Below are 24,601 nucleotides of genomic sequence, written 5' to 3'. Positions count from 1 at the left end.
GGTCTGCCGACCCGGCCGCACCGCGCCTCCCGACCGACACAGAAAGTGACCTCCCCGTGACCGCAGCCCTCGTCGTGAACTCCGGATCGAGTTCGTTCAAGTACCAGCTCATCGAGCTCGAGGGCGAGCGCACGCTCGCGTCGGGACTCGTGGAGCGCATCGGGGAGTCGGCCGGTGCCTGGAAGCACACCAACGCGGTGACGGGGGAGTCGTCCTCGAACGACTCCGCATCGGTGCCGGACCACGCGGCCGGGTTCCAGGCGATGATCGATGCCTTCGCGAAGGTCGGACCCTCGTTCGAGGAGCACCCGCCGGCCGTGGTCGGACACCGGGTCGTGCACGGGGGGACCACGTTCGACCGGGCGACCATCGTCACCGACGAGGTCGAGCAGCAGATCGAGGACCTGAACAGCCTCGCACCGCTGCACAACCCGGCGAACCTCGAGGGCATCCGCGCGGCGAAGCAGGTCTTCTCGGACGTGCCGCACGTCGCCGTCTTCGACACCGCCTTCCACCAGACGATGCCGCCGCACGCCTACACCTACGCGATCCCCGCCGACCTCGCCGAGCAGTACCGGATCCGCCGCTACGGGATGCACGGCACGAGCCACAAGTACGTGTCCGAGCAGACCGCGGAGTTCCTCGGCCGCCCGCTGTCCGACCTGAAGACGATCGTGCTGCACCTCGGCAACGGGGCGTCGGCCGCAGCGATCGACGGCGGGCGCTCGATCGAGACGTCGATGGGGCTCACGCCGCTCGAGGGGCTCGTGATGGGCACGCGGTCCGGGGACCTCGACCCGGCCGTGCTCGTCCACCTGCACCGCGAGGCCGGCATGTCGTTCGACGAACTCGACACGATGCTCAACAAGGAGTCCGGGCTCCTCGGGCTGACCGGCAACGGTGACATGCGCGACGTGCAGGACGCGGCACTCCGTGGCGACGAGGAGGCGGAGGCGGCGCTCGCCGTGTACCGGCACCGGATCCGACGCTACGTCGGGGCGTACACGGCACAGCTCGGCGGGCTCGACGCCGTCGTCTTCACCGCCGGCGTGGGGGAGAACAACGCGCTGCTGCGGCGCCGTGTGCTCGCGGGGCTCGAACACCTGGGCATCGAGGTCGACGCCGACCGGAACGAGCTCCACTCGAAGGAGGCGCGGCTCATCTCGACGGACTCGTCACGTGTCGCGGTGCTCGTCGTCCCGACGAACGAGGAGCTCGAGATCGCGCGGCAGTCGGCGGACGTGGCGCTGTAGTCCGCCGCCGCCGCGCGTCGCCGGGTGCCCGGTGGCGCCCCGGAGTCCGCGAGACGCCGCCGGGCGCCTGAGACGCCGCCGGGTGCCCGAGACGCCGCCACTTCCGGCGGCGTCTCGCTGGCACGCAGGTGTCTCGCGGTTCCTGCGGACGCACGGGGCAGGAGTCGGGACGCCTCGCCCGGCTCGGCTCAGCTCAGCTCAGGGCGTGCAGCGCCGCGGGGATGGGCGTGTTGCCGCTCGTCACCTCGAACTGCACCCCGACGGCCGTGTCGTCGAGCAGTGCGTGCAGGACGAGGGCGGCGACGTCCGCGCGGGGGATCGACCCGCGGGGGACCGTCCGGCCGACGTGCACCGTGCCCTGCGGGGGCGTGTCGAGCAGGGCCCCGGGACGGATGATCGTCCAGCGGAGGTTGCGCATGCGGATGTTCGCGTCCGCCTCGGCCTTCGCGCGCAGGTAGACCTGGAACACGTCCGCCTCGGTCTTCGCGGGGACCTCGGCGCGTTCGGGGTCGTACGTGTCCGCCGCCATCGCGGAGATCATCACGTACCGCTGGATGCCGACCCGCTCAGCGGCGTTCGCGAGCAGGATCGCGGCGTCCCGGTCGACGCTGAGCTTGCGCTCGGCACCGCTGTTCGGGCCGGCTCCGGCGGCGAAGACCACCGCGTCGACGCCGCGCAGGCGCAGTCCGAGCTCGTCGTCGTCGAGCTGCTCCAGGTCCGCCACGAGCGCCGTCGCGCCCTGCTGCTCGACGTCGGTCACGTGGGCGGGGTTGCGGATGATCGCGACGGCGTCGTGGCCCGCGTCGGTGACGAGTCGGGCGAGGAGCAGGGCGATCTGGCCGTGGCCTCCGGCGATGGCGATCTTCATGCGTCCGATTCTGCCCGCGGGATCCGGTAGACTTTCGGAGGCTCCTCACGTGACGCCATCCAGGCCAACTCCCCCAGGGCGGAAACGCAGCAAGGGTAACCGGGCTCTGGCGGGTGCGTGAGGAGTCTTCTTCGTTCTCAGGGCCCGATGCCGCACGGGGCGCGAGCGGTCCGCTCACGTGGTCCGCAACCGGTCGGGAGGCGCGGTGCCACCGCCCGTGCCGTCGCGCCTCCACAGGTGGTCGCGGAGGGCCTGTGCTGTCGGCCGTCCCGGCTACCCTTGTCGCGTGGTCACCGCCCTGTATCGCCGTTACCGGCCCGAGAACTTCGCCGAGCTGATCGGACAGTCGCAGGTCACCGACCCGCTGCGGACAGCCCTGCGGACGAACCGCGTCAACCACGCGTACCTCTTCAGCGGCCCGCGGGGCTGTGGCAAGACGACGTCGGCCCGCATCCTCGCGCGCTGCCTGAACTGTGCCGAGGGGCCGACGGACACGCCGTGCGGCGTCTGCCCGAGCTGTGTCGAACTCGCTCGCGGGGGTGGCGGCTCCCTCGACGTCATCGAGATCGACGCCGCGAGCCACAACGGCGTCGACGACGCGCGTGACCTGCGCGACCGCGCCGTCTTCGCACCGGCCCGCGACCGCTACAAGATCTTCATCCTCGACGAGGCGCACATGGTGACGCCGCAGGGCTTCAACGCGCTGCTCAAGCTGGTCGAGGAGCCGCCGGAGCACGTGAAGTTCATCTTCGCGACCACCGAGCCGGAGAAGGTCATCGGCACGATCCGGTCCCGGACCCACCACTACCCGTTCCGTCTGGTCCCACCAGCGACCATGCTCGAGTACGTCGAGCAGCTGTGCCAGCAGGAGTCCGTGTCGGTCGCACCCGGTGTGCTCCCGCTCGTCGTCCGTGCCGGCGGGGGATCGGTGCGCGACACGCTGTCGCTGCTCGACCAGCTCATGGCCGGCAGCGAGGACGGTGCGATCGCCTACGAGCGTGCGGTCGCCCTGCTCGGGTACACGGACGCCGCCCTCCTCGACGACGTGGTCGACGCGCTGGCCGTGGCCGACCCGGCGTCGGCCTTCGCCGCGATCGACCGCGTCGTGCAGACCGGACAGGACCCGAGGCGCTTCGTCGAGGACCTCCTCGAACGCCTGCGCGACCTCATCGTCGTGGCGGCCACGAACGAGAGCGCTGCGGCGGTGCTGCGCGGTGTCTCGCCGGAGGAGCTCGACACCATGACCCGCCAGGCGGGCGTCTTCGGTGCGACAGCGCTCTCGCGCTCCGCCGACATCGCCAACCGGGCGCTCACCGAGATGACCGGCGCCACCTCGCCCCGGCTGCACCTCGAGTTGATGACCGCCCGCATGCTCGTCCCCGAGGCGGACGACACGCAGCGTGGCGCGCTCGCTCGTGTGGAGCGCCTCGAGCGTCGTGTCGGCGTGGGGGACGCCGGCGGGCACCAGGCCGCGGTCCCGACCGAGTCCGCTCCGGCGCCGGCGGTGGCAGCGCGTCCTGCCGCCGTGTCGACCGTCCCGGCGCAGCCGACCAGCGGGCAGGCCACGGCCCCGTCGACGACGCCGTCCAGCCCGACGGCCGCCGGGCCCGTGGCGTCGCGACCGGCTCCGTCGGCCTCGGCAGCACCCTCGTCGTCGTCGAAGCCCTCCGCCCCGCAGCCCGATCCCGGCGCCGCCGTCCGTGACGCTGCGGCGTCCTGGGCGGCCGTCGCCCCGAGCGGCACCGGTACCCCCGCTGCGCCGGACCGACCGGTGCAGGAGCGGCCCACCACCCCGGCTGCCCACGAGCCCTCGGGCACCGCGAACGGATCGTCGACCGGTCAGGGCACGGCCGTGGGGGACGAAGCGGTCGTGCGCCCCGTCGCCGCCGTCGGCTTCCAGCAACTCCGTGACGCCTGGCCGCAGGTCGTCGAGCACGTGCAGCGTGCCCGGCGGTCCGCCTGGTCGGTCGTCGTCACGGCGCAGGTGACGGCACTCCGCGAGGACGTCCTGACCCTCACCTTCCCGAGCCACCAGGACGTGGCGTCGTTCAAGGAGATGTCCGACCCGACGACGAGCGTGAGCGAACTGCTCCGCTCGGCGATCATCGACGTGCTCGGCCTCCGGGTGAAGTTCGTCGCGCGCGGGCCCGGGCAGCAGCGGCCCGGTGGCGGCTCCGGAGGTGACGGCGCGCCGCAGCAGCCTGCGGGTTCGGTGCCGGGACGCTCCGGCGCGACACCGCAGGTGGGCGGTCCGCAGCGGCAGGGCGAACGGCAGCAGTCGCAGCAGCAGCACGCGTCGCCGCAGCAGCCGACGCCGGCGCAGCAGCAGCCGCCGGCGCAGCAGCAGCGGAACACGCCGCAGCCGTCGTCCGCTCCGGCGGCACGGCAGTCGACTCCGCAGGAACGGTCGGCACCGCAGCAGCAGGCGCCGACCGAGCAGCACCAGGGTGCAGCGGCTCCGGCGCAGCGCGAGACCCCGGAGCAGCAGACCCAGCAACAGCAGCGCGCGCAGCAGCAGCCCGCTCCGCAGCAGCAGGCGGCTCCGCAGCAGCAGGCGACGGCGGGACCGAGCGGACCGGTCACCGACTGGGTCGTCGCTGCGATCCCCGCGACCGACCCGACCGCCGGTGCCGTCCCCGAACACCTCGAACCCAGCTGGTCGGCCCCGTTCGGTACCACGGACACCGGCGAGCCGGTCGTTCCCGTCACGCCGGTCTCCGACCCGGTCGCGGACGCCGCGCTCGCCGCGCAGCTCCGCCCGGCCTCAGCCCTCGGGAGCGCGGCGGAACGCCAGCAGTCTGCACCGGGTGTAGCCGGCGCCCCGTCGGTGCCGACCGGCACGCAGCCGACGTCGCCCGACTCCGGACAGGCGCGGGGCCAGAGCACCCAGACTCCCGCCACGGCGCCGTCCGCTCCCGCACCGGCCGGCAACCCGGACGTCCCCGTCGACGACTACCCCCTCGACGACGACCCCTACGACGACGGTGCGCCGTTCCCCGACCCGGGGGCAGGGCAGTCCCAGCCTCGCCGATCGCCGGCGGACGGCCCCGCCACCGGTGGCGCACCGACCCAGGCACCTCCGGCGCGGACCCAGTCGCCTCCGGCGCAGGCACCGTCTGCTCCGCCCCGGCAGCACGCCGCGCCGCCCCAGGTGCGCCGCACCCCCGTCGCCGGCCGCTACGGCGAGGCCGTCGTCCGTGAGATCCTCGGTGCCCAGTTCATCGAGGAGACCGCCCTGCACGAGGAAGGCGCCTGATGTACGACGGCATCGTCCAGGACCTGATCGACGAGTTCGGTCGTCTGCCGGGCATCGGCCCCAAGTCGGCGCAGCGCATCGCGTTCCACATCCTGCAGACCGAGTCGTTCGACCCGGCACGGCTGTCCGAGCTCCTGGCCGAGGTCAAGGAGAAGGTCCGCTTCTGCGAGGTCTGCGGCAACGTCACCGAGAACGTGCGGTGCAGCATCTGCCGTGATCCCCGTCGGTCGCCGTCGGTGATCTGCGTCGTGGAGGAGGCGAAGGACGTCGCCGCCATCGAGCGCACGCGCGAGTTCCGCGGCCTCTACCACGTGCTCGGCGGTGCGATCAGCCCGATCGACGGCGTCGGCCCGGACGACCTGCGGATCCAGCAGCTCATGACGCGCCTGGCCGACGGCACCGTGGACGAGGTGATCATCGCGACCGACCCGAACCTCGAGGGCGAGGCGACCGCGACCTACCTCAGCCGTCTGCTCGTCCCGATGGGCATCCGCACCACGCGCCTCGCGTCCGGCTTGCCGGTCGGTGGCGACCTGGAGTACGCAGACGAGGTCACGCTCGGCCGGGCCTTCGAGGGCCGTCGCGTCGTCGGGAACTGAGGCCGTCCCGCGCAGGATCGTTGCGTCGCCGCCCGCTCGCACGCAACATCCGCGGAACACCCTCTACGATTGACGGACCGCGCGACCGTCGCGGAACCGTCGTCCCCGGGAGTACCAGCCAGTGGCCCTGATCGTGCAGAAGTTCGGTGGATCGTCCGTCGCGGACGCCGAGAGCATCAAGCGCGTGGCGAAGCGGATCGTCCAGACGAAGAAGGCCGGCAACGACGTGGTCGTGGCCGTCTCGGCGATGGGCGACACCACCGACGAACTCGTCGACCTCGCGCACTCCGTGACGCCGATCCCCGCAGGTCGTGAGCTCGACATGCTGCTCACCGCGGGGGAACGCATCTCGATGGCGCTGCTCGCGATGGCGATCAAGAGCCTCGGCGTCGAGGCGTCGTCGTACACGGGCAGCCAAGCCGGCATGCTGACCGACGCCCAGCACGGCAAGGCCCGCATCGTCGACGTCACCCCGAAGCGCGTGCGTGAGGCGCTCGACGCCGGACACGTCGCGATCGTCGCCGGCTTCCAGGGCTTCAACCGGACGACCGGCGAGATCACCACGCTCGGTCGCGGTGGGTCGGACACGACCGCCGTCGCCCTCGCCGCGGCCCTCGACGCCGACGTCTGCGAGATCTACACCGACGTCGACGGCATCTTCACCGCGGACCCCCGTGTGGTGCCCAAGGCGAAGAAGGTCGACCGGATCACGAGCGAGGAGATGCTCGAGCTCGCCGCGTCCGGCGCCAAGGTCCTGTACATCCGTGCCGTCGAGTACGCCCGTCGGCACGGCGTCACCCTGCACGTCCGCTCCTCGTTCAGCAACGCCGAGGGCACCATCGTCTACAACCCTGCAGAGGGGGAAACCGTGGAAGAACCGATCATCACCGGCATCGCCGGAGACCTCTCCGAGGGCAAGATCACCGTCGTCGGCGTGCCCGACACCCCGGGCAAGGCCGCCGAGATCTTCACGATCGTGGCGCGCGCCGGCGCGAACATCGACATGATCGTGCAGAACGTGTCCGAGGCCGTGACCGGTCGCACGGACATCTCCTTCACGCTGCCGAAGGACCAGGGTCAGGGCGTCCTGACCGCGCTCGAGGTCGCGAAGGCCGACATCGGGTACGAGGGCATCCAGTACGACGACCAGATCGGCAAGCTCGCCCTGGTCGGTGCCGGCATGCGCACGAACGCCGGTGTCTCCGCCGCGCTGTTCCGCGCGCTGCACGAGGCGTCGATCAACATCGAGATGATCTCCACCTCGGAGATCCGGATCTCGGTCGTCACCCGGGCCGACACCCTCAACGAGGCGATGCGCGTCGTGCACAAGGCCTTCGGGCTGGACGCCGACCAGGAAGCCGTCGTCTACGCGGGCACCGGGCGCTGAGCGCGGCACCGACACGACCCAGGAGCAGGAGCACCACATGAGCACCACCGTCGCCGTCGTCGGCGCCACCGGCCAGGTCGGCGCCGTGATGCGCCGTCTCCTCGAGGACCGCGCGTTCCCGGCCGACCGGGTCCGGTTCTTCGCCAGCGCCCGGTCCGCCGGCACCACCCTGCCGTTCCGCGGCGAGGAGATCGTGGTCGAGGACTCCGAGACCGCCGACCCGTCGGGCATCGACATCGCGCTGTTCTCCGCCGGTGCGACCGCGTCGCGCGCACTGGCACCGCGCTTCGCCGCGGCCGGTGCGATCGTGGTGGACAACTCGAGCGCCTGGCGCATGGACCCCGACGTGCCGCTGGTCGTGAGCGAGGTCAACCCGCACGCGATCGACGACGCCCCGAAGGGCATCATCGCGAACCCGAACTGCACGACGATGGCGATCATGCCGGTCCTCAAGGTGCTCGACACCGAGGCCGGGCTGCGCCGTCTCGTCGCCACGACCTACCAGGCGGTCTCGGGCTCCGGGCTCGCCGGCGTCGAAGAGCTGCTCGGCCAGGCCCGAGCGGCGCTCGAGCAGGACACCGCGGCGCTCACGCACGACGGTTCGGCGGTGACGTTCCCGGAACCGGTGAAGTACGTCCGCCCGATCGCGTTCGACGTGGTGCCGCTCGCGGGCAGCATCGTCGAGGACGGCCTGGGGGAGACCGACGAGGAGAAGAAGCTCCGCAACGAGAGCCGCAAGATCCTCGAGCTGCCCGACCTGCTCGTCGCCGGCACCTGCGTGCGCGTCCCCGTCTTCACCGGGCACTCGATCTCGGTGCACGCCGAGTTCGCCCGTCCGCTGTCGCCGGAGCGCGCGACCGAGATCCTCGCATCCGCGCCGGGTGTCGAGCTCTCCGAGGTGCCGACGCCACTGCAGGCCGCGGGCCAGGACCCGTCCTTCGTCGGCCGCATCCGCGCCGACCAGTCCGCGCCCGAGGGGCACGGTCTGGTCCTGTTCGTGAGCAACGACAACCTGCGGAAGGGCGCCGCGCTCAACGCGGTGCAGATCGCCGAGACGATCCTCGAACGACGCGCGGTCGCGGCGTAGCGATCCCGTCGCCGACGCGACACACGACGGACGGGAGGCCCGTGGCGAGACCGCCACGGGCCTCCCGTCCGTCGTGTGTCCACCCTGTCAGCGCGCGCTTGTAGGATCGTCGCGTGGCAGTGAAGCAGGTGGATCCGATCGACGTCGTCCTGGTCGGGGGAGGGATCATGAGCGCCACCCTCGGCGCCATCATCCACCGCCTCGAACCCACCTGGAAGATCCGCGTGTACGAGCGGCTCGGGTCCGTCGCGCAGGAGTCCTCGAACCCGTGGAACAACGCCGGCACCGGCCACTCCGCGCTGTGCGAACTGAACTACACGCCCGAGATGCCCGACGGACGCGTCGACATCGCCAAGGCCGTCACGGTCAACGAGCAGTTCCAGGTCTCGCGGCAGTTCTGGGCGCACCTGGTCGAGACGGGCGCCCTGCCGCAGCCGTCGAACTTCATCAACCCGACCCCGCACATCTCGTTCGTCTGGGGTGCGGACAACGTCGAGTACATGCGGAAGCGCTACGAGGCGCTCAAGGACCACCCGCTGTTCGCCGGCATCGAGTACTCCGACGACCCGGCGCAGATCCGCCGGTGGGCACCCGCGCTCATCCCCGGGCGCAAGAAGGACCAGCCGATCGCGGCGACGTACTCGGCAGCCGGGTCCGACGTCGACTTCGGTTCGCTCACGCGGCAGCTGTTCGACGAACTCGAGATCGCCGGCGTGGAGTTCGAGCCGTCGCACCAGGTGCAGAAGATCTCGCGCTCGAAGGTCTCCGAGGGATGGGTCCTCGACGTCCGGAACGAGGTCGGCCGCTCGACGCAGCGCATCGCGGCGAAGTTCGTGTTCGTCGGCGCGGGCGGCGGGGCCCTGCACCTGCTGCAGAAGTCGGGCATCCCGGAGATCCGCGGGTACGGGGGCTTCCCGGTGTCGGGGGAGTTCCTCCGCACCGACGACCCCGAGGTCGTGCAGAAGCACGCGGCCAAGGTCTACGGCAAGGCGAGCGTCGGCGCCCCGCCGATGTCGGTCCCGCACCTCGACACCCGCATCGTCGACGGCAAGGCCTCGCTGATGTTCGGCCCGTACGCCGGGTTCAGCCCGAAGTTCCTCAAGCAGGGGTCGTTGCTCGACCTCTTCCGCTCGATCCGGCCGCACAACCTCCGGCCGATGTTGAGCGTGGCGTTCTCGAACTTCGACCTGGTCCGGTACCTCGTCGGACAGCTCCTCGCGTCGAAGCAGACCAAGTTCGATGCGCTGCGGGACTTCATGCCGGCGGCGGAGCCGGAGAACTGGCACCGCATCACCGCCGGGCAGCGCGTGCAGGTGATCAAGCCGGACCCGGAGAAGGGCGGCGTGCTGCAGTTCGGCACCGAGGTCATCACCTCTGCCGACGGCTCGATCGCGGGCCTGCTCGGCGCCAGCCCGGGGGCGTCCACCGCGGTGCCGATCATGCTCACGATGCTGCAGCGCTGCTTCCCGGACCGGTGGGACGCGTGGGCGCCGATGGTCCGCACGATGGTCCCGACCTACGGCAAGGACCTCGGGAGCGACCCCCGGCTCGCGGACGAGACGCTCGAGCACACCGCGAAGGTGCTGGGGCTGCACCACTGACACCCGCCCTGGCTTGCACCGGAATCGAACGTGTGTTCGAATGACGGCATGCGGTGGAGCGGGCAGGCGATCGGTGCGGAGCGCGCGGACGCGCTCCCGGGACTCGAGTCGAACAGCGGACTCGTCCGCAGCGTGACCACGCCGGAGTTCGCCGGGGTGACCTTCCACGAGGTCCTGGCCAGGAGCGCCCTCAACCGGGTGCCCGCGGCGGACGGCAGTGGCACCTACGGGTGGACGATCAATCCCTACCGCGGGTGCAGCCACGCGTGCGTGTACTGCTTCGCGCGGCCGACGCACACGTACCTCGAGTTCGACGGTGGGGCCGACTTCGACCAGCAGATCGTCGTGAAGACGAACGTCGCCGACGTCCTGCGCCGCGAGCTGCGTCGCCCGAGTTGGGACCGTCACCCGGTGGCGCTCGGCACGAACACCGACCCGTACCAGCGCGCCGAGGGGCGGTACCGGCTGATGCCGGGCGTGATCCGCGCCCTGGCCGAGTCCGGCACGCCCTTCAGCGTCCTCACCAAGGGCACGTTGCTCCGACGTGACCTGCCGTTGTTGGTCGAGGCGGCACGGTCGGTGCCGGTCGACCTGGCGATGTCCATCGCGGTGTACGACGACGCGCTGCAGCAGCAGGTGGAGCCGGGTACGCCGACGACGGCCGCGCGTCTGGCGACGGTCCGGGCGATCCGCGACGCCGGCCTCGAGTGCTCCGTGTTCCTCATGCCCGTGCTGCCGTTCATCACCGACACGCGTGCGCACCTCGACGATGCGGTCGGGCGCGCTGCCGCGGCCGGGGCGTCGAGCGTCATGTACTCGGCGTTGCACCTGCGGCCCGGTGTGAAGCCGTGGTGGTTCTCGTGGTTGCAGCAGACGCGGCCCGACCTGGTCGCCCGGTACCGCTCGATGTACCTCGACGACACGTACGCACCGGCGGACTACCGACGCTGGCTGGCGGACCGCGTCCGGCCGATCCTGCGGGCGCACGGGCTCGCGGTCGGCCGGGTCGACCCGACCACCGGTTCGATGGGCTTCAGCGACCGGCAGGCCGACCTCGTCCCGGAGTGCGCACCAGCGGTCCCGCCGACGCCGTCGCGGCCGGGGATCTCCAACGGGCGCCGCGTGCCCGCGTCGCTCGACGAGCAGTCCCGACCGGCCAGTTCTCCGCTCAAGCGTGCCGACCCCGACTGGGACCGCCGGTCAGCGGTCGTCGGCGCCGGTGCCAGTGCCGGCAGGGGCAGCCCGACGCTGTTCTGACGAGAGTCCACCTTCCGCGTTCGGGGGACACCCTGTGTCGGCGATCGGCGGTACCATCGAGCAGGTCGCCGGGCCGTGCTCGTTTCGGGGTACACGACCGCCCCGTGGTGGTCGTGAGGACCAGCGGCCGGACCACTCCCGGAAGGACCCTCGACCCGTGCTCGGTATCCCCACGCACCTCGCTCCGCGAGTGAACGCGTGGTCGACCGTGCGCGCCTTCCACGCGGCGGCGGTCGGCTCGGTCGTCGCCGCGGCCGTCACCCTGCTGCTCTACCGGCTCGCTGAGCCGGAGGTCCGTGTCGCCGGCGCGGTGCTCGCGCTGTTGCCGATGCTCGCCATGATCGGCGTGCACGTGCAGTTCGGCACCTGGCGGTCAGCGGTCGCGTTCCTGCTGACGGGCGGCGTGTGCGCCTGGTGGTTCACCGTGGTCGTGCAGCGCGAGGTGCCGGCCGGTTGGGTGACGAGCTACCTCCTCTCGCTCGCGGTGATCCCGCTCGTGCTCGTCGGCGGCGCCGGTGCGGTGGCCGGTCGCGTCGTGCTGTGGTCGGTCGGCGGGTTCCTGGTCGGGCGTCTGGCCACCTCCGTCGCGGTCCTGCAGGCCGGGGGGCCGCCACGGCCGCTCGTCCTGGCGTGGATCACCCTCGGGTTCGTGGTCGCCCTCGTGCTGTTCACCAGCCGCAACACGGCCCGGTCCGAGCGGGTCCAGCCCGAGCTGCTGCGCTCCGCGCGCGAGGAGCACGTCTCCGCCTACCGCGCCGGGGTCGAGGCCGAGGCGGCGGCGATCCTGCACGACACCGTGCTCAACCACCTCGGGGCCATCGCGTTGGCCCCCGACGGGCCGATGGACGCGCAGCTCGCCCGGACGGTCGAGGCCGACGTGGCGATGCTCACCGGCAAGCAGTGGCTCGCGCCGCAGGGGTCCACGGCCGGGTCCGACCCGGACGGTGCGGTCGCCGCGTTCGACACGATGGTCGACGAACACCGCGCGGCGGGGCTCGACGTCGTCGTCACCGGCGACCCGGCCGTCCTCTCGCGCCTCGACGCGTCCGCCATGACCGCGCTGCTCCGTGCCGTGGGGCAGTGCCTCGCGAACGTCCGGAAGCACGCGGGCACCGACGCGGCCGAGGTCAGCGTGTTCGACGACGGTGCATCGTGCACGGTGATGGTCGTGGACGACGGGCGCGGGTTCGACGAGCAGGACACGGGCGCCGACCGGATGGGTCTGCGCGGGTCGGTGCGCGAGCGCATCGGCCGCGTCGGTGGTGACGTCCAGGTCTGGTCCTCCCCGGGCTCGGGGACCAGCGTCATGATGACGGTCCCCTACGAGCCCGTCCGGAGCCCGGCCGACGACGCCGGGTCCTACGCCGTCACGGGGGAGTCCGACCGGGGGGCCACCCGGTGAGCCGGGTGGACGCGGTGCGCGCTGCGGTGAGGGGTTCGCGGACGGCACAGCAGTACGACCCGCTCGGGGCGATGGGATCCCGGCCGCTCGCCGTCGTGCTCGGCGCCGCCGGTGTCCTGTGGGCGCTCCTGGTGTCGGTGTTCGACCGTGACGTCCCCGGGTCCCCGACCCTCAGTGCCCTGACGGTGCTGCTCCTCGCGGCGTCCGGTGCCGTGGTGGTGGCCGCGTCGTCGCCGTTCCGCGCGCCCTTCCCGCGGTGGGCGTACGTGCTGCACGTGGTCCTGCTCGCGACGGCCTCGGTGACGAGCGTCGCTGCCCAGTGGGGGCCGGACCGGAACGCCCTCAACGACTTCATGTGCCTGCTCACCGCGACCGGCGTCGTGATGGTCGCGCCGTACCGGCCGTGGCGCGACCTGGCCGTCGGCGGTGCGGTGCTCGCAGTCGTCGACGCGGTCACGTGGGGCGTCGCAGCCTCCGTCTTCCCGCACCAGGTGCCCGTCGCCGTCGCGGCGTTCCTGGGCGCGGCTCCGACGCTCGTGCTCACCGCTGCGTCGGTCGTGTTCGCGTGGACCTTCGCCGGGCTCGCGGAACGGGTGCAGATACGAGCCGGCTCGTACTCCGTCGCGCGGGCCGAACGTGACGGCATCGCCGCCAGCGTGCAGCAGGACCGCTCCGTGATCCTCGCCCGCGACGTCGCGCCGTTCTTCGCCGAGCTCCGGACCCGTGAGGTCATCACCGACGCGGACCGGGACCGTGCCCGGGCGATCGCGGACGGCATCCGACGGGCCATGGTCGCGGACGCCGACCGGACGTGGTTCGAGTACGCGGTCGTCGTCGAGGGCGGCTCCGCCGAGTCGGTGGACGATCCCGACGGCCTCATCGCGACGCTCGACGCCGAGCAGCGGACCGTGGTGCGGACGTTCGTGCGGGCCGCCCTCGGCGCCGCCACCGTCGACCCGGCCGGGTTCCACGCCGTGGTCCGCCGCGCGGAGGGACTCGGCGCACCCTCCGATCGTGTCGCCGTGCGGATGGAGCTGGCGGTGGACGACTCGGACACGGGCATCCACCGCACCTTCGACCCCTACTTCGCGGTGCTCCGCGTCACCTTCCCCGACCTCGACGTCGCCGTCCGACCATCGTCCCTCGCACTAAGGTTCTCCTATGACCAGCACTGACCCGAACCGGACCACGGAGGGCGTGCCCCCGCTCCCGCAGCCCGGAACACGACGCGTGCGGCTGGCGATCCTCGACGACCACGAAGTGCTGCTCGACAGCCTGTCGAGCTGGATCGCCGTGAACGCCTTCGACTTCGACCTCGCCCTCACCGCGCACACGTGGCTCGAGATGGTGCACAGCGAGAACTTCCCGACGGACCTCGTGTTCCTCGACTTCCAGCTCAAGGAGCCCGTGTCGATCGAGGCTCGCGTGCGGACCTGCCGGGCCGCCGGCGCGAAGGTCATCGTGCTCTCGAGCGTCGACAGTCGTGAGTCCCGCGACCGCGCCCTCGCAGCCGGCGCGGCGGCGTTCCTGTCGAAGTCCCTGCCCATGCGCGAGGTCATGGACGTGGCGCGCGAGGTCATGGGCGTCTCGCGCGAGACACCGCCGCAGCGCGACTGGCGACCGCTGCCGACGGGCGCGAACGCACACCAGCGTCCGAAGCTCAGCGCGGGCGAGGAAGAGGCGCTGCGCCTCTACGTGTCCGGCTACTCGACCAACGAGGTGGCCGCGCAGATGAACGTGCAGTACGAGACGGCGAAGACCTACCTGCGACGTGTCCGCGAGAAGTACAGCAAGGTCGGTCGCCCCGCGTCGAAGAAGTCGGACCTCATCCGCCGTGCCGCCGAGGACGGGTTCCTCGCGTAGTGGCGAAGCTCTACTTCCGGTACGGCGCGATGAACAGCGGCAAGAGCACCGGGCTCCTGCAGGCGGCGTACAACTACGAGGAACGCGGACAGCGCGTGCTCCTGGCCAAGCCGTCCGTGGACACCAAGGGCGACCGTGAGATCGTCTCCCGGCTCGGGGTGACCCGCGAGGTCGACGTCGTGTTCGCCCCGCACGACGACGTCCGTGCCGCGGTGGCCGACGCCGGTGCCACGGACCCGGCGTCCGACCGTCTCGACGGCATGGTGCGCCCGGTGAGCTGCGTGCTCGTCGACGAGGCGCAGTTCCTCACGCCGAAGCAGGTCGACGACCTGCTCCGGGTCGCGGTGCTCGACGAGGTCCCGGTGCTCGCGTACGGCATCCGCACCGACTTCCGGACCGAGGCGTTCCCCGGCAGCGCACGGCTCCTCGAGGTCGCGCACTCACTCGAGGAACTCAAGACCATCTGCCGGTGCGGACGCAAGGCGGTCTTCAACGCGCGCAAGGTCGACGGACGCTTCGTGTTCGACGGGTCGCAGGTCGCGATCGACGGCCTCGACGTCACCTACGAGTCGCTCTGCGCGAACTGCTACCTGAGCGAGTCCGGCGGACGCCTGGACGGCGAGCTCGCGCACTGACCGGTCCACGTCCGTCGGGTGACCCACCGAGGGACGGGAGGCGCGGGGCCGCGCCGCCACGTGCCTCCCGTCCGTCCGTGGTGCGGAATGCGCGCACGTCGGCAACGGTTGTCGTCGGCATGAGCGACGCCACCGTGCACCTGTCCGTCCTCGACCTGGCCACCCGCGAGTACGGTCAGTCGAACACCGAGGCCCTGCAGGGGTCGATCGACATGGCGGTGCACGCCGAGCGGCTCGGCTACGAGCGGATCTGGGTCGCGGAGCACCACGGCATGCCGGGCATCACCTCGTCCGCGCCGGCGGTGCTGCTCAGCGCGGTCGGCGCTGCGACCTCGCGCATCCGCATCGGCTCCGGCGGCGTGATGCTGCCGAACCATGCGCCGCTCGTCGTCGCCGAGCAGTTCGGCACGCTGCGGGCGCTGTACGGGGACCGTGTCGACCTCGGCATCGGACGGGCACCCGGCACCGACGGCGCGACCGCGATGGCCCTGCGGCGCACGGACCGTCTCGACGTCGACGACTTCCCGCAGCAGCTCGCCGACCTGATCGGGTTCTTCACCGGGATGGACGAGGGGAACCCGCTCTCGCGCATCCGCGCCGTGCCCGGCTACGGCGACGTCCCGGAGTTCTGGCTGCTCGGGTCCTCGGGCTACAGCGCCCAGGTGGCGGGTGCGCTCGGGGTGTCGTTCGCCTTCGCGCACCACTTCGCGTCGGACAACACCGAGGCGGCGCTCGCGCTCTACCGGGACTCGTTCCGGCCGTCGAGGTTCCGGCAGACGCCGAACGCGCTGATCGGCGTGCAGGTCGTCACTGACGAGGACCCGGCGGTCGTCGAGGAGCAGAGCGCTCCCGGGATGATCTCGTTCATCCGGATGCGGCAGGGGGCGAAGCCCGAGCCGGTGTCGATGGACGAGGCCCGCGCGTACGAGTTCTCCGACCTCGAGCGTCGCTTCATCGCCGCGCGCACGGAGCGGCAGGCCTACGGGTCGCGTGAGCAGGTCGCGACGAAGCTCAACGAGCTGGTCGCGTCGACCGGGGCCGACGGCGTCATCGTCGCTCCGGGCGCTGCGCAGGCCCGCTACCGGCACCAGGCGCTCGACGTGGTGGCGTCGCTGCAGGCCGAGGGACGGCTCGTCCCGGCCGGCGCGACGGTCTAGCGCCCGACCGTACCGGCGTCAGGCGAGCAGGCCGAGGCGGGTGGCGGCGGTGATGGCGGCGACGCGTGTCCCGACGTCGAGCTTGCGGTAGACGTTGTAGACGTGGCGCTTCACCGTGCCGACCGCCAGCCCGAGCTCGGTGGCGATCTCGGCGTTCGACCGGGCTGCGGCCACGAGTCGGAGCACCTCGAGTTCCCGGTCGCTGAGCGGTGACCCGGCGCGTGCGTCCGTGACGAGGTCCACCGGGAACGTCACCGGGGCCGCGCCGGTGCGGGTCGCTCGGACGATCCGGTCGACGAGTTCGCGGCTGGGGGTGTCCTTGGTGACGAAGTCGACGGCTCCCGCGTCGAGCAGTGCCCGGCGGAGGACGGCGTCGCGGTGCATCGTGAGCACGACGACGCTGATGCGCGGGTGGCTGCGCCGAACGGTCGCGATGGTGGTGCGCGCCGGCGGCCCGTCGAGCTCGACGTCGAGGAGGAGCACGTCGATCGCGGCCGCCTCGGGGGAGTCGAGCACGTCCGACGGGCGCTCACCGTGGGCGACCACCCGGATGGTGGGCACGGCGGACAGGATCGTCGCGAGCCCCTCGCGGAAGAGCCGGTGGTCGTCGACGAGTGCGACGTGGGTGATGGTGGTCACAGGGAGCCCCTCGGGACGGTCAGACGGACGGTGGTGCCGGCACCCGGTGCGCTCTCGACGTCGAGCCGCGCGCCGAGGATCCCGGCCCGTTCGCGCATGGTGCGCTGCCCGAGTCGTCCGTCGGCGTCCGCGCCCGGGGTGAAGCCCGGCCCGTCGTCACGCACGACGGCGACCACGGCGGCCGTGGTCCACTCGACGGTCACGACCGCGGTCGAACCGGGGGCGTGCTTCCTGCGGTTGGTGAGCGCTTCCAGCAGGATGGTGAGCGCCTCCTCTGCCTTCCAGTTCGGCAGCACGCCGGGGGTCCCCGTCGTCGTGATGGTCAGTCGGTCGTCGCCGGGGAACAGGTCGTCCACGTGCCGCCGCAGCGCGTCGTCGAGCCGGTCGTCGCCGACGCGGGCGTGCAGGGAGACGGCGAGGTCCTGCACGTCGGTCAGCGCGGCACGGAGCAGGCGCCCGGCGGCCTCCAGCTGGTCCGTCCGTTCCGCTGGCGGGGGATCGGTGAGCAGGACGAGGTCGAGCCGCTGCAGGCCGGCGAGGACCCCGTGCGCCACACGGTCGTGCAGGTCGCGTGCGATCTGCGCCCGCGAGTCGAGGTTCGTCGTCGTGACCCGTTGCCGGAGCGCCTCGGTGTAGGCGATCGCGCCGGCCGGGAACCGGCTCCACACCCCGGCGTGGAGCGCGCGGGCGGCGCGGAGGACCTGCTCTGTCGTGCTGGCTCCGACCTCGTCGACGAACACGGGAAGGTAGGCGTCGAACAGCATCTCCGCGGCGAGCATGGCGCCTGCCGGGTGTTGGGCGTGTTCCGCGTGGAGGGCACCGGTGGCCAGGTGGTCCGGATCGAGGTACCGGTCGCTGACGATGCTGCCGTCGGCTGCACCGGCGGCGTAGCGCTCGTGCGCGTCGGCGATCATCGACGTGACGTTCTCGAGGAGGCTCCGTGCGAGGACCGGATCGTCCGCGAGCTCGGGGAAGCGGTCACCGATCTCCGCGAGGACGTCGGCGAGCGGGGCAGGGATCGTCATGACGTCTGCGAGCGTAGTGGGGGCGCGGCCGTGCAGGGGCGATCGCTCGTGCTGGTGTGCCCGTGGACACACGGGCGCACGCTGACTGCGGAGGGAAAAACGAAGCCCGGGTCCGAGGACCCGGGCTTCGTCACTGTCTCAACACAGTGTCGGGGTGACAGGATTTGAACCTGCGACCTCCTCGTCCCGAACGAGGCGCGCTACCAAGCTGCGCCACACCCCGCGGTGTGGTCACTCCGAACCGGAGCGACCAGGAAAGTCTACCGGACGTTCGGGGGTGCTCACGACCATCCGCGGAACACCCGGGCGCGTCGTGGTGCAGCTCGGTCAGGAGGTCTTCGCGGTGAAGGTCACGACGACGGCCTCCGGCCGGCAGGAGAACCGCACCGGCGCGTAGATCGACGTCCCGATGCCCGCCGAGACCTCGAGCCACGACCAGTGTCCGCGGTGCTGCCACCGGTGCAGCCCGCTGACGTACCGGCGGGGGAGGTCCGAGTTGGTGACGAGCGCGCCCACGCCGGGCACCTGCACCTGACCGCCGTGCGTGTGCCCGGCGAAGACGATGTCCGCACCCTGGTCGACGAAGGCGTCGAGGACCCGGCGGTACGGAGCGTGCGTGATCCCGATGGCGACCGGCGTGGGGCCGTCCTCGTCCTCGGTCCACGGAACGGCGCTGCGCATCTCGTCGACGTTCGTCGGCAGCAGGTCCAGGCGGTCCCAGTCGCGGTGGGCGTCCGAGGTGCCGAAGAGCTCGAAGCGCGATCCGCGGAGCTCGATCGCGTGGGCCTGGTCGTTGACGTCGAGCCAGCCGAGGGACTCGAAGAACGCGGTCTGTCGATCGATGTCGAGTTCGACCTGACGGTGCCCGGTGTGGTGCGCGCTCGGACCGGTGAAGTACTTGAACGGATTCCGTGGCGAGGGGCCGTAGAAGTCGTTCGAGCCGTGCGCGAAGGCGCCCGGGATGCCGCGGAACGGCTCGAGCGCGTACTCGACCGCCGCGTTGGCCGTGGCGTGTCCGAGGTTGTCGCCGGTGTTCACGACGAAGTCGGGCTCGACCAGGCTCAGGTCGCGGAGCCACTGCTGCTTGTCGGCCTGCCACGGGGCCATGTGGATGTCTGAGAGGTGCAGGACGGTCACGTCCCGCGAGCCCTCCGGCAGCACCGGGATCGTCTCCCAGCGGATGCCGAAGCGGCGACGCTCGACGAGGGAACCCCACGCCGCCGTCGCCGCTCCGACGGCCGCGCCCGCCGCGATCACTCCCAGCGCGCCGCGGCCGCGGCTCACTTGCAGTCCTTCGGTGCCTTGCCGTCCTTGTCGCCGAACAACTGCACCGTGACGGTCGCGTCCTTGCCGATCGCGGTGCCCTCACCAGGGTCGACCGAGGCGACCGTGCACTGGTTGCCGCCGTCACCCTTGGCGTAGTCTCCGGCCAGTGCGACCTTCGTGATCCCGGCCCCCTGCAGGGCGTTCTTGGCGTCACCGACGCTCTTGCCGGTGATCTGCGGGACCGTCGTCTGGCTGCCGTCGGTCGTGAACACCGTCACGCTCGAGCCGGTCGACAGGAGCGAACCCGCTGACGGGGACGTGGACGAGACCGTCCCGGGGGTGCCGCCGCCGGCCTGCGTGCCGCCGTCGACGTACGTGAAGCCAGCGCCGGCGAGGGTGGCTCGAGCGTCGTCGGCGGTCTTGCCGGTGACGTCGGGCACGGCGACGCTGTTCCCGCGCAGGGCGGTCTGCGACGGCGTCGGGAACGGGTCGGCCGGGTGCCGCTGGTTGATCGGGATCATCGCCTGCTGCCAGACGTGTGCACGCTGCGTCGCGTAGGTGCCGTAGCCCGCTCCGCTGCTGTACTTCCGCAGGCTGGTCTTCGCGCCGTCGGTGTTGCCCTGCCAGTAGGCGGTCGCGACCTTCGAGCTCGCGCCCACGAGCCAGATCTGCTCGGCGTTGTCCGTCGTGCCGGTCTTGGCGAACAGCTGCGTGCCGTCCGGGGTCTGCGCACCGACGGCGGTGCCGGACTGGATCGTGCCGCGCATCGCGAAGGCGGCAGTCGCGGCGACGCTCGGGTCGAGGACCTGCTTGCACTGCTTGGGCTGCCCGCCGAGCTGCTTCCCGGTGGCGTCGGTGACCTGGTCGATCGCGATCGGGGAGCAGTAGGTCCCGCCGTTGGCGATGGTCGCGTACGCCGACGCCATGGTCAGCGGGGCGATGTTGTTGGTGCCGAGGATCGACGACGGGTAGGCGTTCAGCTCGGTCTTCTCGTCCGCGGAGTGCACGCCCAGGTCCATGGCGGTCTGGCGGATGTCGCAGAGGTCGAGCTTCGCGGCCATCGAGGCGAACGCGGCGTTCACCGACAGGGCCGTCGCGCGGGCCACCGTGAACTGACCACGCTCACCGGCGGAGTCGTTCTTCGGCGCCCACGGCGAGGTGATCGTCGAACCGCACTGGGTCCACCGCGACGTGTTGTGTGGCGTCCCGTTGACGGTCTCGTTCAGCCCGTGGCCGGCCTTCAGCCAGTCGAGCAGCGTGAACACCTTGTACGTCGAACCGACCTGGAAGCCGATGGAGCCCCCGTACTCCTTGTCGACGCTGTAGTTGATCGAGGTCGCGGTCGGCGGCGACTGCAGGGACTGGTCGTAGTCCTTGTTCTGGGCCATCGTCAGGATGCGGCCCGTGGACGCCTCCACCGAGTTGAGCGCACCGCCGAGCTGCAGCCGCGACTCGGTGTTCGGATCGTACTTGTTCAGCAGGTCCTTCTGCTGCCCGTTCAGGTCGATGTCGAGGGTGGTCTGGATCTTGTACCCGCCGTTGCGCCAGGCCTGGTCGCGCTCCTTCTGGGTCCCGCCCAGCTGCGACATCTGCTTGACCACCTTGACGGCGTAGTCGCAGAAGAACTGCGAACCGTTGCCGGCCGCCGACTTGCAGCCCTGGCTCGGCTCGGTCAGGTGCACGTAGTCCGCGGGGTTCGACGCGATCGCCTGGTCGAACTCCTCCTTCGTCAGGTGCTTCTGCGCGTACATCGACTTGAGGATGACGTCGCGGCGGGCCTTGTTGGCGTCGTAGTTCTCGGCCTTCGCCAGGTTGCGCGTGTTGGGCGACTGCACGATGGCCAGGATCGAGGCGGCCTCGGCCGGCGTGAGATCGGTCGCCGACTTGTTGAAGTAGTGCTGTGCAGCGGCCTGCACGCCGTACGTCTGGTCCCCGAAGTAGGCGATGTTGAGGTACCCGGTCAGGATCTCCTTGTGCGAGTACTTCTTCGCCAGGCCGATGGCGAGCTTCATCTCCTCGAGCTTGCGGGGGATGGTCTGCTCGACGGCGTCGTTGTACGCCTTCTGGCGCTCTTCTTCGGTCGGCAGCTCGAGGGCCTGCTGCATCTTGATGTTGCGCACGAGCTGCATCGTCAGGGTCGACCCGCCGCCGGACTCACCGAGCCCGCCGGCGATGCTGCCGACGCCAGCGCGGACGAGCGAGGTCATGTCGACGCCGCCGTGGTCCCAGAAGCGCTTGTCCTCGCCGTCGATCGCCGCGTTCTTCAGCTGGTCGCTGATCTGGTCGTACTGGAGCTCCTCGCGGTTCTGGTCGTAGACCGTCGCGAGCTGGACCGGCTGCCCGTTGCTGTACGCGTAGATCTCGTTGCGCTGCGGGAGGTCACCGATCTCGATGTACTCCGGCAGTGACTCGAACACGCCGATCGTGGAGGTCGTGGTGACGCCGGCGACGGCGATCGCCGGGGTGACCCCGATCGTCACCAGCAGACCGGCGAGCGCGCTGAACCCGACGAAACCGACGAAGGCGCCGATCGCGGAGACGGGCTTGGTCCGCGAGGCAGACTTCTGGGCAGACATAGGATGCAGCCTAAACGACGCCCACGACTGAAAGGCTGGCAAGGAACCGCATGACTCGCTGGGAGTACTTCACCACGCCGCTGATGATCCACAACACCGCCGCCATCCTCAACGCCCACGGGGACGAGGGGTGGGAGCTGGTCCAGGTCGTCACCGGTCCCGAGGGTGGGCTCGTCGCCTACCTGAAGCGGCCGAAGGCCGACGCGTGACCGTCGCCGACCGACTCGCCGAGCTCGGGCTGACCATCCCCGCGGTCGCGGCCCCCGTCGCCGCCTACGTGCCCGCCGTCGTCACCGGGCAGTACGTGTACACGGCCGGGCAGCTGCCCTTCGTCGACGGCGCGCTGCCGGTCACGGGCAAGGTCGGGGGCGGGGTCGACGCCGAGACCGCCACCACCGAGGCGCGCGTCGCCGCGCTGAACGCCCTCGCGGCCGTGCAGTCCGTCGCCGGGTCCCTGGACCGCGTCGCCCGGGTCGTCAAGGTGACGGTGTTCGTCGCCTCGGACCCGTCGTTCACCGGCCAGCCGGCCGTCGCCAACGGGGCGTCGACCCTGGTCGGCGAGGTCTTCGGGGACGCCGGTGTCCACGCGCGCAGCGCGGTGGGCGTGGCCGTGCTCCCGCTGGACGCGCCGGTCGAGGTCGAGCTGGTGGTGGAACTGGCCGACTGACGGACCGTCAGCGACGCACGTGACGCGAGCCGCGCCTCCCGACCGGACGGGAGGCGCGGCTCGCGTCGTTCCCGCTACATGAGATCCGCGATGGTCGCCATGATGGTCGGGTCGGCCAGCGTGGTCGTGTCACCGATGCGGCGGCCCTCGGCCGCGTCGCGGAGCAGACGGCGCATGATCTTGCCCGAGCGCGTCTTCGGCAGCTCCGGCACCACGACGACCTGCCGGGGCTTCGCGATCGCACCGATGCGCGCGCCGACCCAGTTGCGCAGTTCCGTCGCGACCGCGTCGCGGTCGACACCCTCGGCCGCCTCGGCGGTCAGGATGACGAACGCGACGACCGCCTGCCCGGTCGTCTCGTCGGCGGCGCCGACGACGGCGGCCTCGGCGACGCCCTCGTGCCCGACCAGTGCGGACTCGATCTCCGCGGTGGAGAGCCGGTGGCCGGAGACGTTCATGACGTCGTCGACGCGGCCCTGCACCCAGATGTCGCCCTGCCCGTCGAGCCGCGCGCCGTCACCGGCGAAGTAGCGGCCGGGGAAGCGGCTCCAGTACGTCTCGACGAACCGGTCGGGGTCGTTCCAGATGCCGCGGGCCATCGACGGCCACGGCTCCGTGATCGTCAGGTAGCCGCTCTCGCCCGGGTCGGCGCGGTGGCCCTCCTCGTCGACGATCTCGGCGACGATGCCCGGCAGCGGGGTCTGCGCGGCGCCGGGCTTGAGCTTGGTGACGCCGGGCAGCGCCGAGATCATGATCGCGCCGGTCTCGGTCTGCCACCAGGTGTCGACGATCGGCGTGCGGTCGTGACCGATGACCTGCCGGTACCACTGCCACGCCTCGGGATTGATCGGCTCGCCGACGCTGCCGAGCAGCCGGAGGCTCTCGAGGCTCCGCGCCTCCGGGATCTGCCGACCGGCCTTCATCGCTGCGCGGACCGCGGTCGGCGCGGTGTAGAGGACGGTGACCCCGTACGTGTCGACGATGTCCCACCAGCGACCGGGCCTCGGCTCGTCCGGGGTGCCCTCGTACAGCACCTGGGTCACCCCGTTCGCGAGCGGGCCGTAGACGACGTACGAGTGCCCGGTGATCCAACCGATGTCGGCGGTGCACCAGTAGACGTCCTTCTCCGGGTGCATGTCGAAGACGTTCCGGTGCGTGTAGGCGGCCTGCGTCAGGTACCCGCCGGACGTGTGCACGATGCCCTTCGGCTTCCCGGTCGTGCCCGAGGTGTAGAGGATGAACAGGGGGGTCTCGGCGGGGAACGCCTGCGCCTCGTGCTCGGGCGCGGCCTTCGCCATTTCGTCGTGCCACCACAGGTCGCGGTCGTTCCAGGCGATGTCGTTGCCGCCGCGCTTGACGACGAGCACGCGCTCGACGGTGTCGGTGCCCTCGCCGGTCAGGGCCTCGTCGACCGCGGGCTTGAGCGGCGAGACCGCTCCGCGTCGCCATCCGCCGTCCGCGGTGACGACGAGCTTCGCGCCGGCGTCCTCGATCCGGGCGCGGAGGCTCTCGGCGCTGAAGCCGCCGAACACGACCGAGTGCACGGCGCCGATGCGCGCGACCGCGAGCATCGTGACGACGGCCTCGGGAACGAGGGGCATGTAGACGACGACGCGGTCGCCCTGCCCCACCCCGAGGTCGGTGAGCATGTTCGCGGCGCGCTGCACCTCGGCGGTGAGTTCCGCGTAGGTGATCCGGCGGGTGTCACCCGGAGCGCCCTCGAAGTGGATCGCGACCCGGTCGCCGTTGCCCGCACGGACGTGCCGGTCGAGGCAGTTGTCGGCGACGTTGAGCTCGCCGTCGTCGAACCACTTCGCGAACGGCGCGCCCGACCAGTCCAGCGTGCGGGTGAACGGGGTGCGCCAGTCGAGGAGGGTCCTGGCCTGGTCCGCCCAGAACGCCTCGCGGTCGGCGGTGGCGGCCTCGTGCAGGTCCTCGTGCGCGACGGCGTCCGCGACGAAGTCCGCCGGGGGAGCGAAGGTCGGGCCGTCCTCGTGGCGTTCGTCGGCCTGGGTCGGTGTGGACATCGGTGTCCTCTCGCATCGTTGCGGCTGGGGTGCAGT

The 24,601-nt window shown here is 71.5% G+C and carries 20 protein-coding genes, 1 tRNA gene and 1 other RNA gene; 15 read left to right on the top strand and 7 right to left on the bottom strand.

The window, feature by feature from the left end:
• Positions 1–56: 56 nt before the first annotated feature.
• Positions 57–1,253, top strand: a complete 1,197-nt coding sequence (locus DEJ22_RS10710; RefSeq protein WP_111227128.1) for an acetate/propionate family kinase — start codon at positions 57–59, stop codon at positions 1,251–1,253.
• 193 nt (positions 1,254–1,446) lie between these two features.
• On the opposite strand, the gene DEJ22_RS10705 is transcribed toward DEJ22_RS10710, so the two are convergent.
• A complete protein-coding gene (locus DEJ22_RS10705; protein ID WP_111227127.1) occupies positions 1,447–2,121 on the bottom strand; it encodes an SDR family oxidoreductase in 675 nt (224 codons plus the stop codon).
• A gap of 36 nt (positions 2,122–2,157) precedes the next feature.
• Between DEJ22_RS10705 and ffs the strand changes: the two genes are divergently transcribed.
• From ffs to DEJ22_RS10645, 12 genes are all read left to right on the top strand, one after another.
• Positions 2,158–2,254, top strand: an RNA gene (gene ffs, locus DEJ22_RS10700) — signal recognition particle sRNA small type.
• 153 nt (positions 2,255–2,407) lie between these two features.
• Positions 2,408–5,377, top strand: a complete 2,970-nt coding sequence (locus tag DEJ22_RS10695) for a DNA polymerase III subunit gamma and tau (protein ID WP_111227126.1) — start codon at positions 2,408–2,410, stop codon at positions 5,375–5,377.
• Positions 5,377–5,976, top strand: coding sequence for a recombination mediator RecR (recR, locus tag DEJ22_RS10690; protein ID WP_111227125.1), 600 nt, complete (start codon positions 5,377–5,379; stop codon positions 5,974–5,976). Before DEJ22_RS10695 ends, recR begins: the two co-directional genes overlap by 1 nt.
• 121 nt (positions 5,977–6,097) lie before the next feature.
• A complete protein-coding gene (locus DEJ22_RS10685; RefSeq protein ID WP_111227124.1) occupies positions 6,098–7,363 on the top strand; it encodes an aspartate kinase in 1,266 nt (421 codons plus the stop codon).
• A gap of 37 nt (positions 7,364–7,400) precedes the next feature.
• Complete coding sequence (locus DEJ22_RS10680) at positions 7,401–8,450, top strand: aspartate-semialdehyde dehydrogenase (RefSeq protein WP_111227123.1); 1,050 nt, start codon at positions 7,401–7,403, stop codon at positions 8,448–8,450.
• Positions 8,451–8,563: 113 nt separating this feature from the next.
• Entirely contained in the window at positions 8,564–10,051 is a 1,488-nt protein-coding gene (locus tag DEJ22_RS10675) for a malate:quinone oxidoreductase (protein WP_111227122.1), read from the top strand.
• A gap of 48 nt (positions 10,052–10,099) precedes the next feature.
• Positions 10,100–11,308 (top strand): Rv2578c family radical SAM protein, encoded by a 1,209-nt coding sequence (locus tag DEJ22_RS10670; RefSeq protein ID WP_111227121.1) that lies wholly within the window; start codon positions 10,100–10,102, stop codon positions 11,306–11,308.
• A gap of 157 nt (positions 11,309–11,465) precedes the next feature.
• Positions 11,466–12,710, top strand: coding sequence for a sensor histidine kinase (locus tag DEJ22_RS10665; protein WP_111227120.1), 1,245 nt, complete (start codon positions 11,466–11,468; stop codon positions 12,708–12,710).
• Positions 12,707–13,885, top strand: coding sequence for a hypothetical protein (locus DEJ22_RS10660; RefSeq protein ID WP_146241754.1), 1,179 nt, complete (start codon positions 12,707–12,709; stop codon positions 13,883–13,885). The genes DEJ22_RS10665 and DEJ22_RS10660 overlap by 4 nt, the downstream gene beginning before the upstream one ends.
• The gene (locus DEJ22_RS10655; RefSeq protein WP_224441368.1) at positions 13,872–14,573 is read left to right on the top strand and encodes a response regulator transcription factor; all 702 of its coding nucleotides are present in this window, start codon (positions 13,872–13,874) and stop codon (positions 14,571–14,573) included. Before DEJ22_RS10660 ends, DEJ22_RS10655 begins: the two co-directional genes overlap by 14 nt.
• Positions 14,573–15,208: a thymidine kinase gene (locus tag DEJ22_RS10650; RefSeq protein WP_111227118.1), complete on the top strand. Its 636-nt coding sequence runs from the start codon at positions 14,573–14,575 to the stop codon at positions 15,206–15,208. Before DEJ22_RS10655 ends, DEJ22_RS10650 begins: the two co-directional genes overlap by 1 nt.
• 119 nt (positions 15,209–15,327) lie before the next feature.
• On the top strand, positions 15,328–16,365 hold the full coding sequence (locus DEJ22_RS10645) for an LLM class flavin-dependent oxidoreductase (protein ID WP_111227117.1): 1,038 nt from the start codon (positions 15,328–15,330) through the stop codon (positions 16,363–16,365).
• Between the two features lie 18 nt (positions 16,366–16,383).
• Here DEJ22_RS10645 and DEJ22_RS10640 read toward each other — a convergent pair whose 3' ends face one another.
• The 5 genes from DEJ22_RS10640 to DEJ22_RS10620 all read right to left on the bottom strand — a co-directional run bounded on the left by DEJ22_RS10640 (position 16,384) and on the right by DEJ22_RS10620 (position 21,871).
• Entirely contained in the window at positions 16,384–17,004 is a 621-nt protein-coding gene (locus DEJ22_RS10640) for a response regulator transcription factor (RefSeq protein ID WP_111227116.1), read from the bottom strand.
• Positions 17,001–18,029: a sensor histidine kinase gene (locus tag DEJ22_RS10635; RefSeq protein ID WP_111227115.1), complete on the bottom strand. Its 1,029-nt coding sequence runs from the start codon at positions 18,027–18,029 to the stop codon at positions 17,001–17,003. Before DEJ22_RS10635 ends, DEJ22_RS10640 begins: the two co-directional genes overlap by 4 nt.
• Positions 18,030–18,178: 149 nt before the next feature.
• A tRNA-Pro gene (locus DEJ22_RS10630) sits at positions 18,179–18,252 on the bottom strand.
• 104 nt (positions 18,253–18,356) lie between these two features.
• Positions 18,357–19,313: a metallophosphoesterase gene (locus DEJ22_RS10625; protein ID WP_111227114.1), complete on the bottom strand. Its 957-nt coding sequence runs from the start codon at positions 19,311–19,313 to the stop codon at positions 18,357–18,359.
• Positions 19,310–21,871, bottom strand: coding sequence for a transglycosylase domain-containing protein (locus tag DEJ22_RS10620; RefSeq protein ID WP_111227113.1), 2,562 nt, complete (start codon positions 21,869–21,871; stop codon positions 19,310–19,312). The genes DEJ22_RS10625 and DEJ22_RS10620 overlap by 4 nt, the downstream gene beginning before the upstream one ends.
• A 50-nt stretch (positions 21,872–21,921) precedes the next feature.
• Here DEJ22_RS10620 and sp36 point away from each other — a divergent pair, with 50 nt between their 5' ends.
• Positions 21,922–22,080, top strand: a complete 159-nt coding sequence (sp36, locus tag DEJ22_RS10615; protein ID WP_111227112.1) for a Sp36 family protein — start codon at positions 21,922–21,924, stop codon at positions 22,078–22,080.
• The gene (locus DEJ22_RS10610; protein ID WP_111227111.1) at positions 22,077–22,538 is read left to right on the top strand and encodes a RidA family protein; all 462 of its coding nucleotides are present in this window, start codon (positions 22,077–22,079) and stop codon (positions 22,536–22,538) included. The genes sp36 and DEJ22_RS10610 overlap by 4 nt, the downstream gene beginning before the upstream one ends.
• A gap of 74 nt (positions 22,539–22,612) precedes the next feature.
• Here the strand turns inward: DEJ22_RS10610 and acs are convergent, their stop codons facing one another.
• Positions 22,613–24,565, bottom strand: coding sequence for an acetate--CoA ligase (gene acs, locus DEJ22_RS10605; RefSeq protein ID WP_111227110.1), 1,953 nt, complete (start codon positions 24,563–24,565; stop codon positions 22,613–22,615).
• Positions 24,566–24,601 lie beyond the last annotated feature (36 nt).

Origin of the sequence: Curtobacterium sp. MCSS17_007, from assembly GCF_003234175.2 — a bacterium.
Taxonomy (GTDB): Bacteria; Actinomycetota; Actinomycetes; order Actinomycetales; family Microbacteriaceae; genus Curtobacterium.
Note: the sequence above shows the minus strand (reverse complement) of the source record. Positions and strands in the feature narration are given on the sequence as shown.

Bases quoted from the DNA above. Each gene is read 5' to 3' on its own strand.
- sp36 (WP_111227112.1), top strand. From the start codon at position 21,922: ATGACTCGCTGGGAGTACTTCACCACGCCGCTGATGATCCACAACACC.
- recR (WP_111227125.1), top strand. From the start codon at position 5,377: ATGTACGACGGCATCGTCCAGGACCTGATCGACGAGTTCGGTCGTCTG.
- DEJ22_RS10670 (WP_111227121.1), top strand. From the start codon at position 10,100: ATGCGGTGGAGCGGGCAGGCGATCGGTGCGGAGCGCGCGGACGCGCTC.
- DEJ22_RS10645 (WP_111227117.1), top strand. From the start codon at position 15,328: ATGAGCGACGCCACCGTGCACCTGTCCGTCCTCGACCTGGCCACCCGC.
- acs (WP_111227110.1), bottom strand. From the start codon at position 24,565: ATGTCCACACCGACCCAGGCCGACGAACGCCACGAGGACGGCCCGACC.
- DEJ22_RS10635 (WP_111227115.1), bottom strand. From the start codon at position 18,029: ATGACGATCCCTGCCCCGCTCGCCGACGTCCTCGCGGAGATCGGTGAC.
- DEJ22_RS10705 (WP_111227127.1), bottom strand. From the start codon at position 2,121: ATGAAGATCGCCATCGCCGGAGGCCACGGCCAGATCGCCCTGCTCCTC.
- DEJ22_RS10620 (WP_111227113.1), bottom strand. From the start codon at position 21,871: ATGTCTGCCCAGAAGTCTGCCTCGCGGACCAAGCCCGTCTCCGCGATC.
- DEJ22_RS10655 (WP_224441368.1), top strand. From the start codon at position 13,872: ATGACCAGCACTGACCCGAACCGGACCACGGAGGGCGTGCCCCCGCTC.
- DEJ22_RS10680 (WP_111227123.1), top strand. From the start codon at position 7,401: ATGAGCACCACCGTCGCCGTCGTCGGCGCCACCGGCCAGGTCGGCGCC.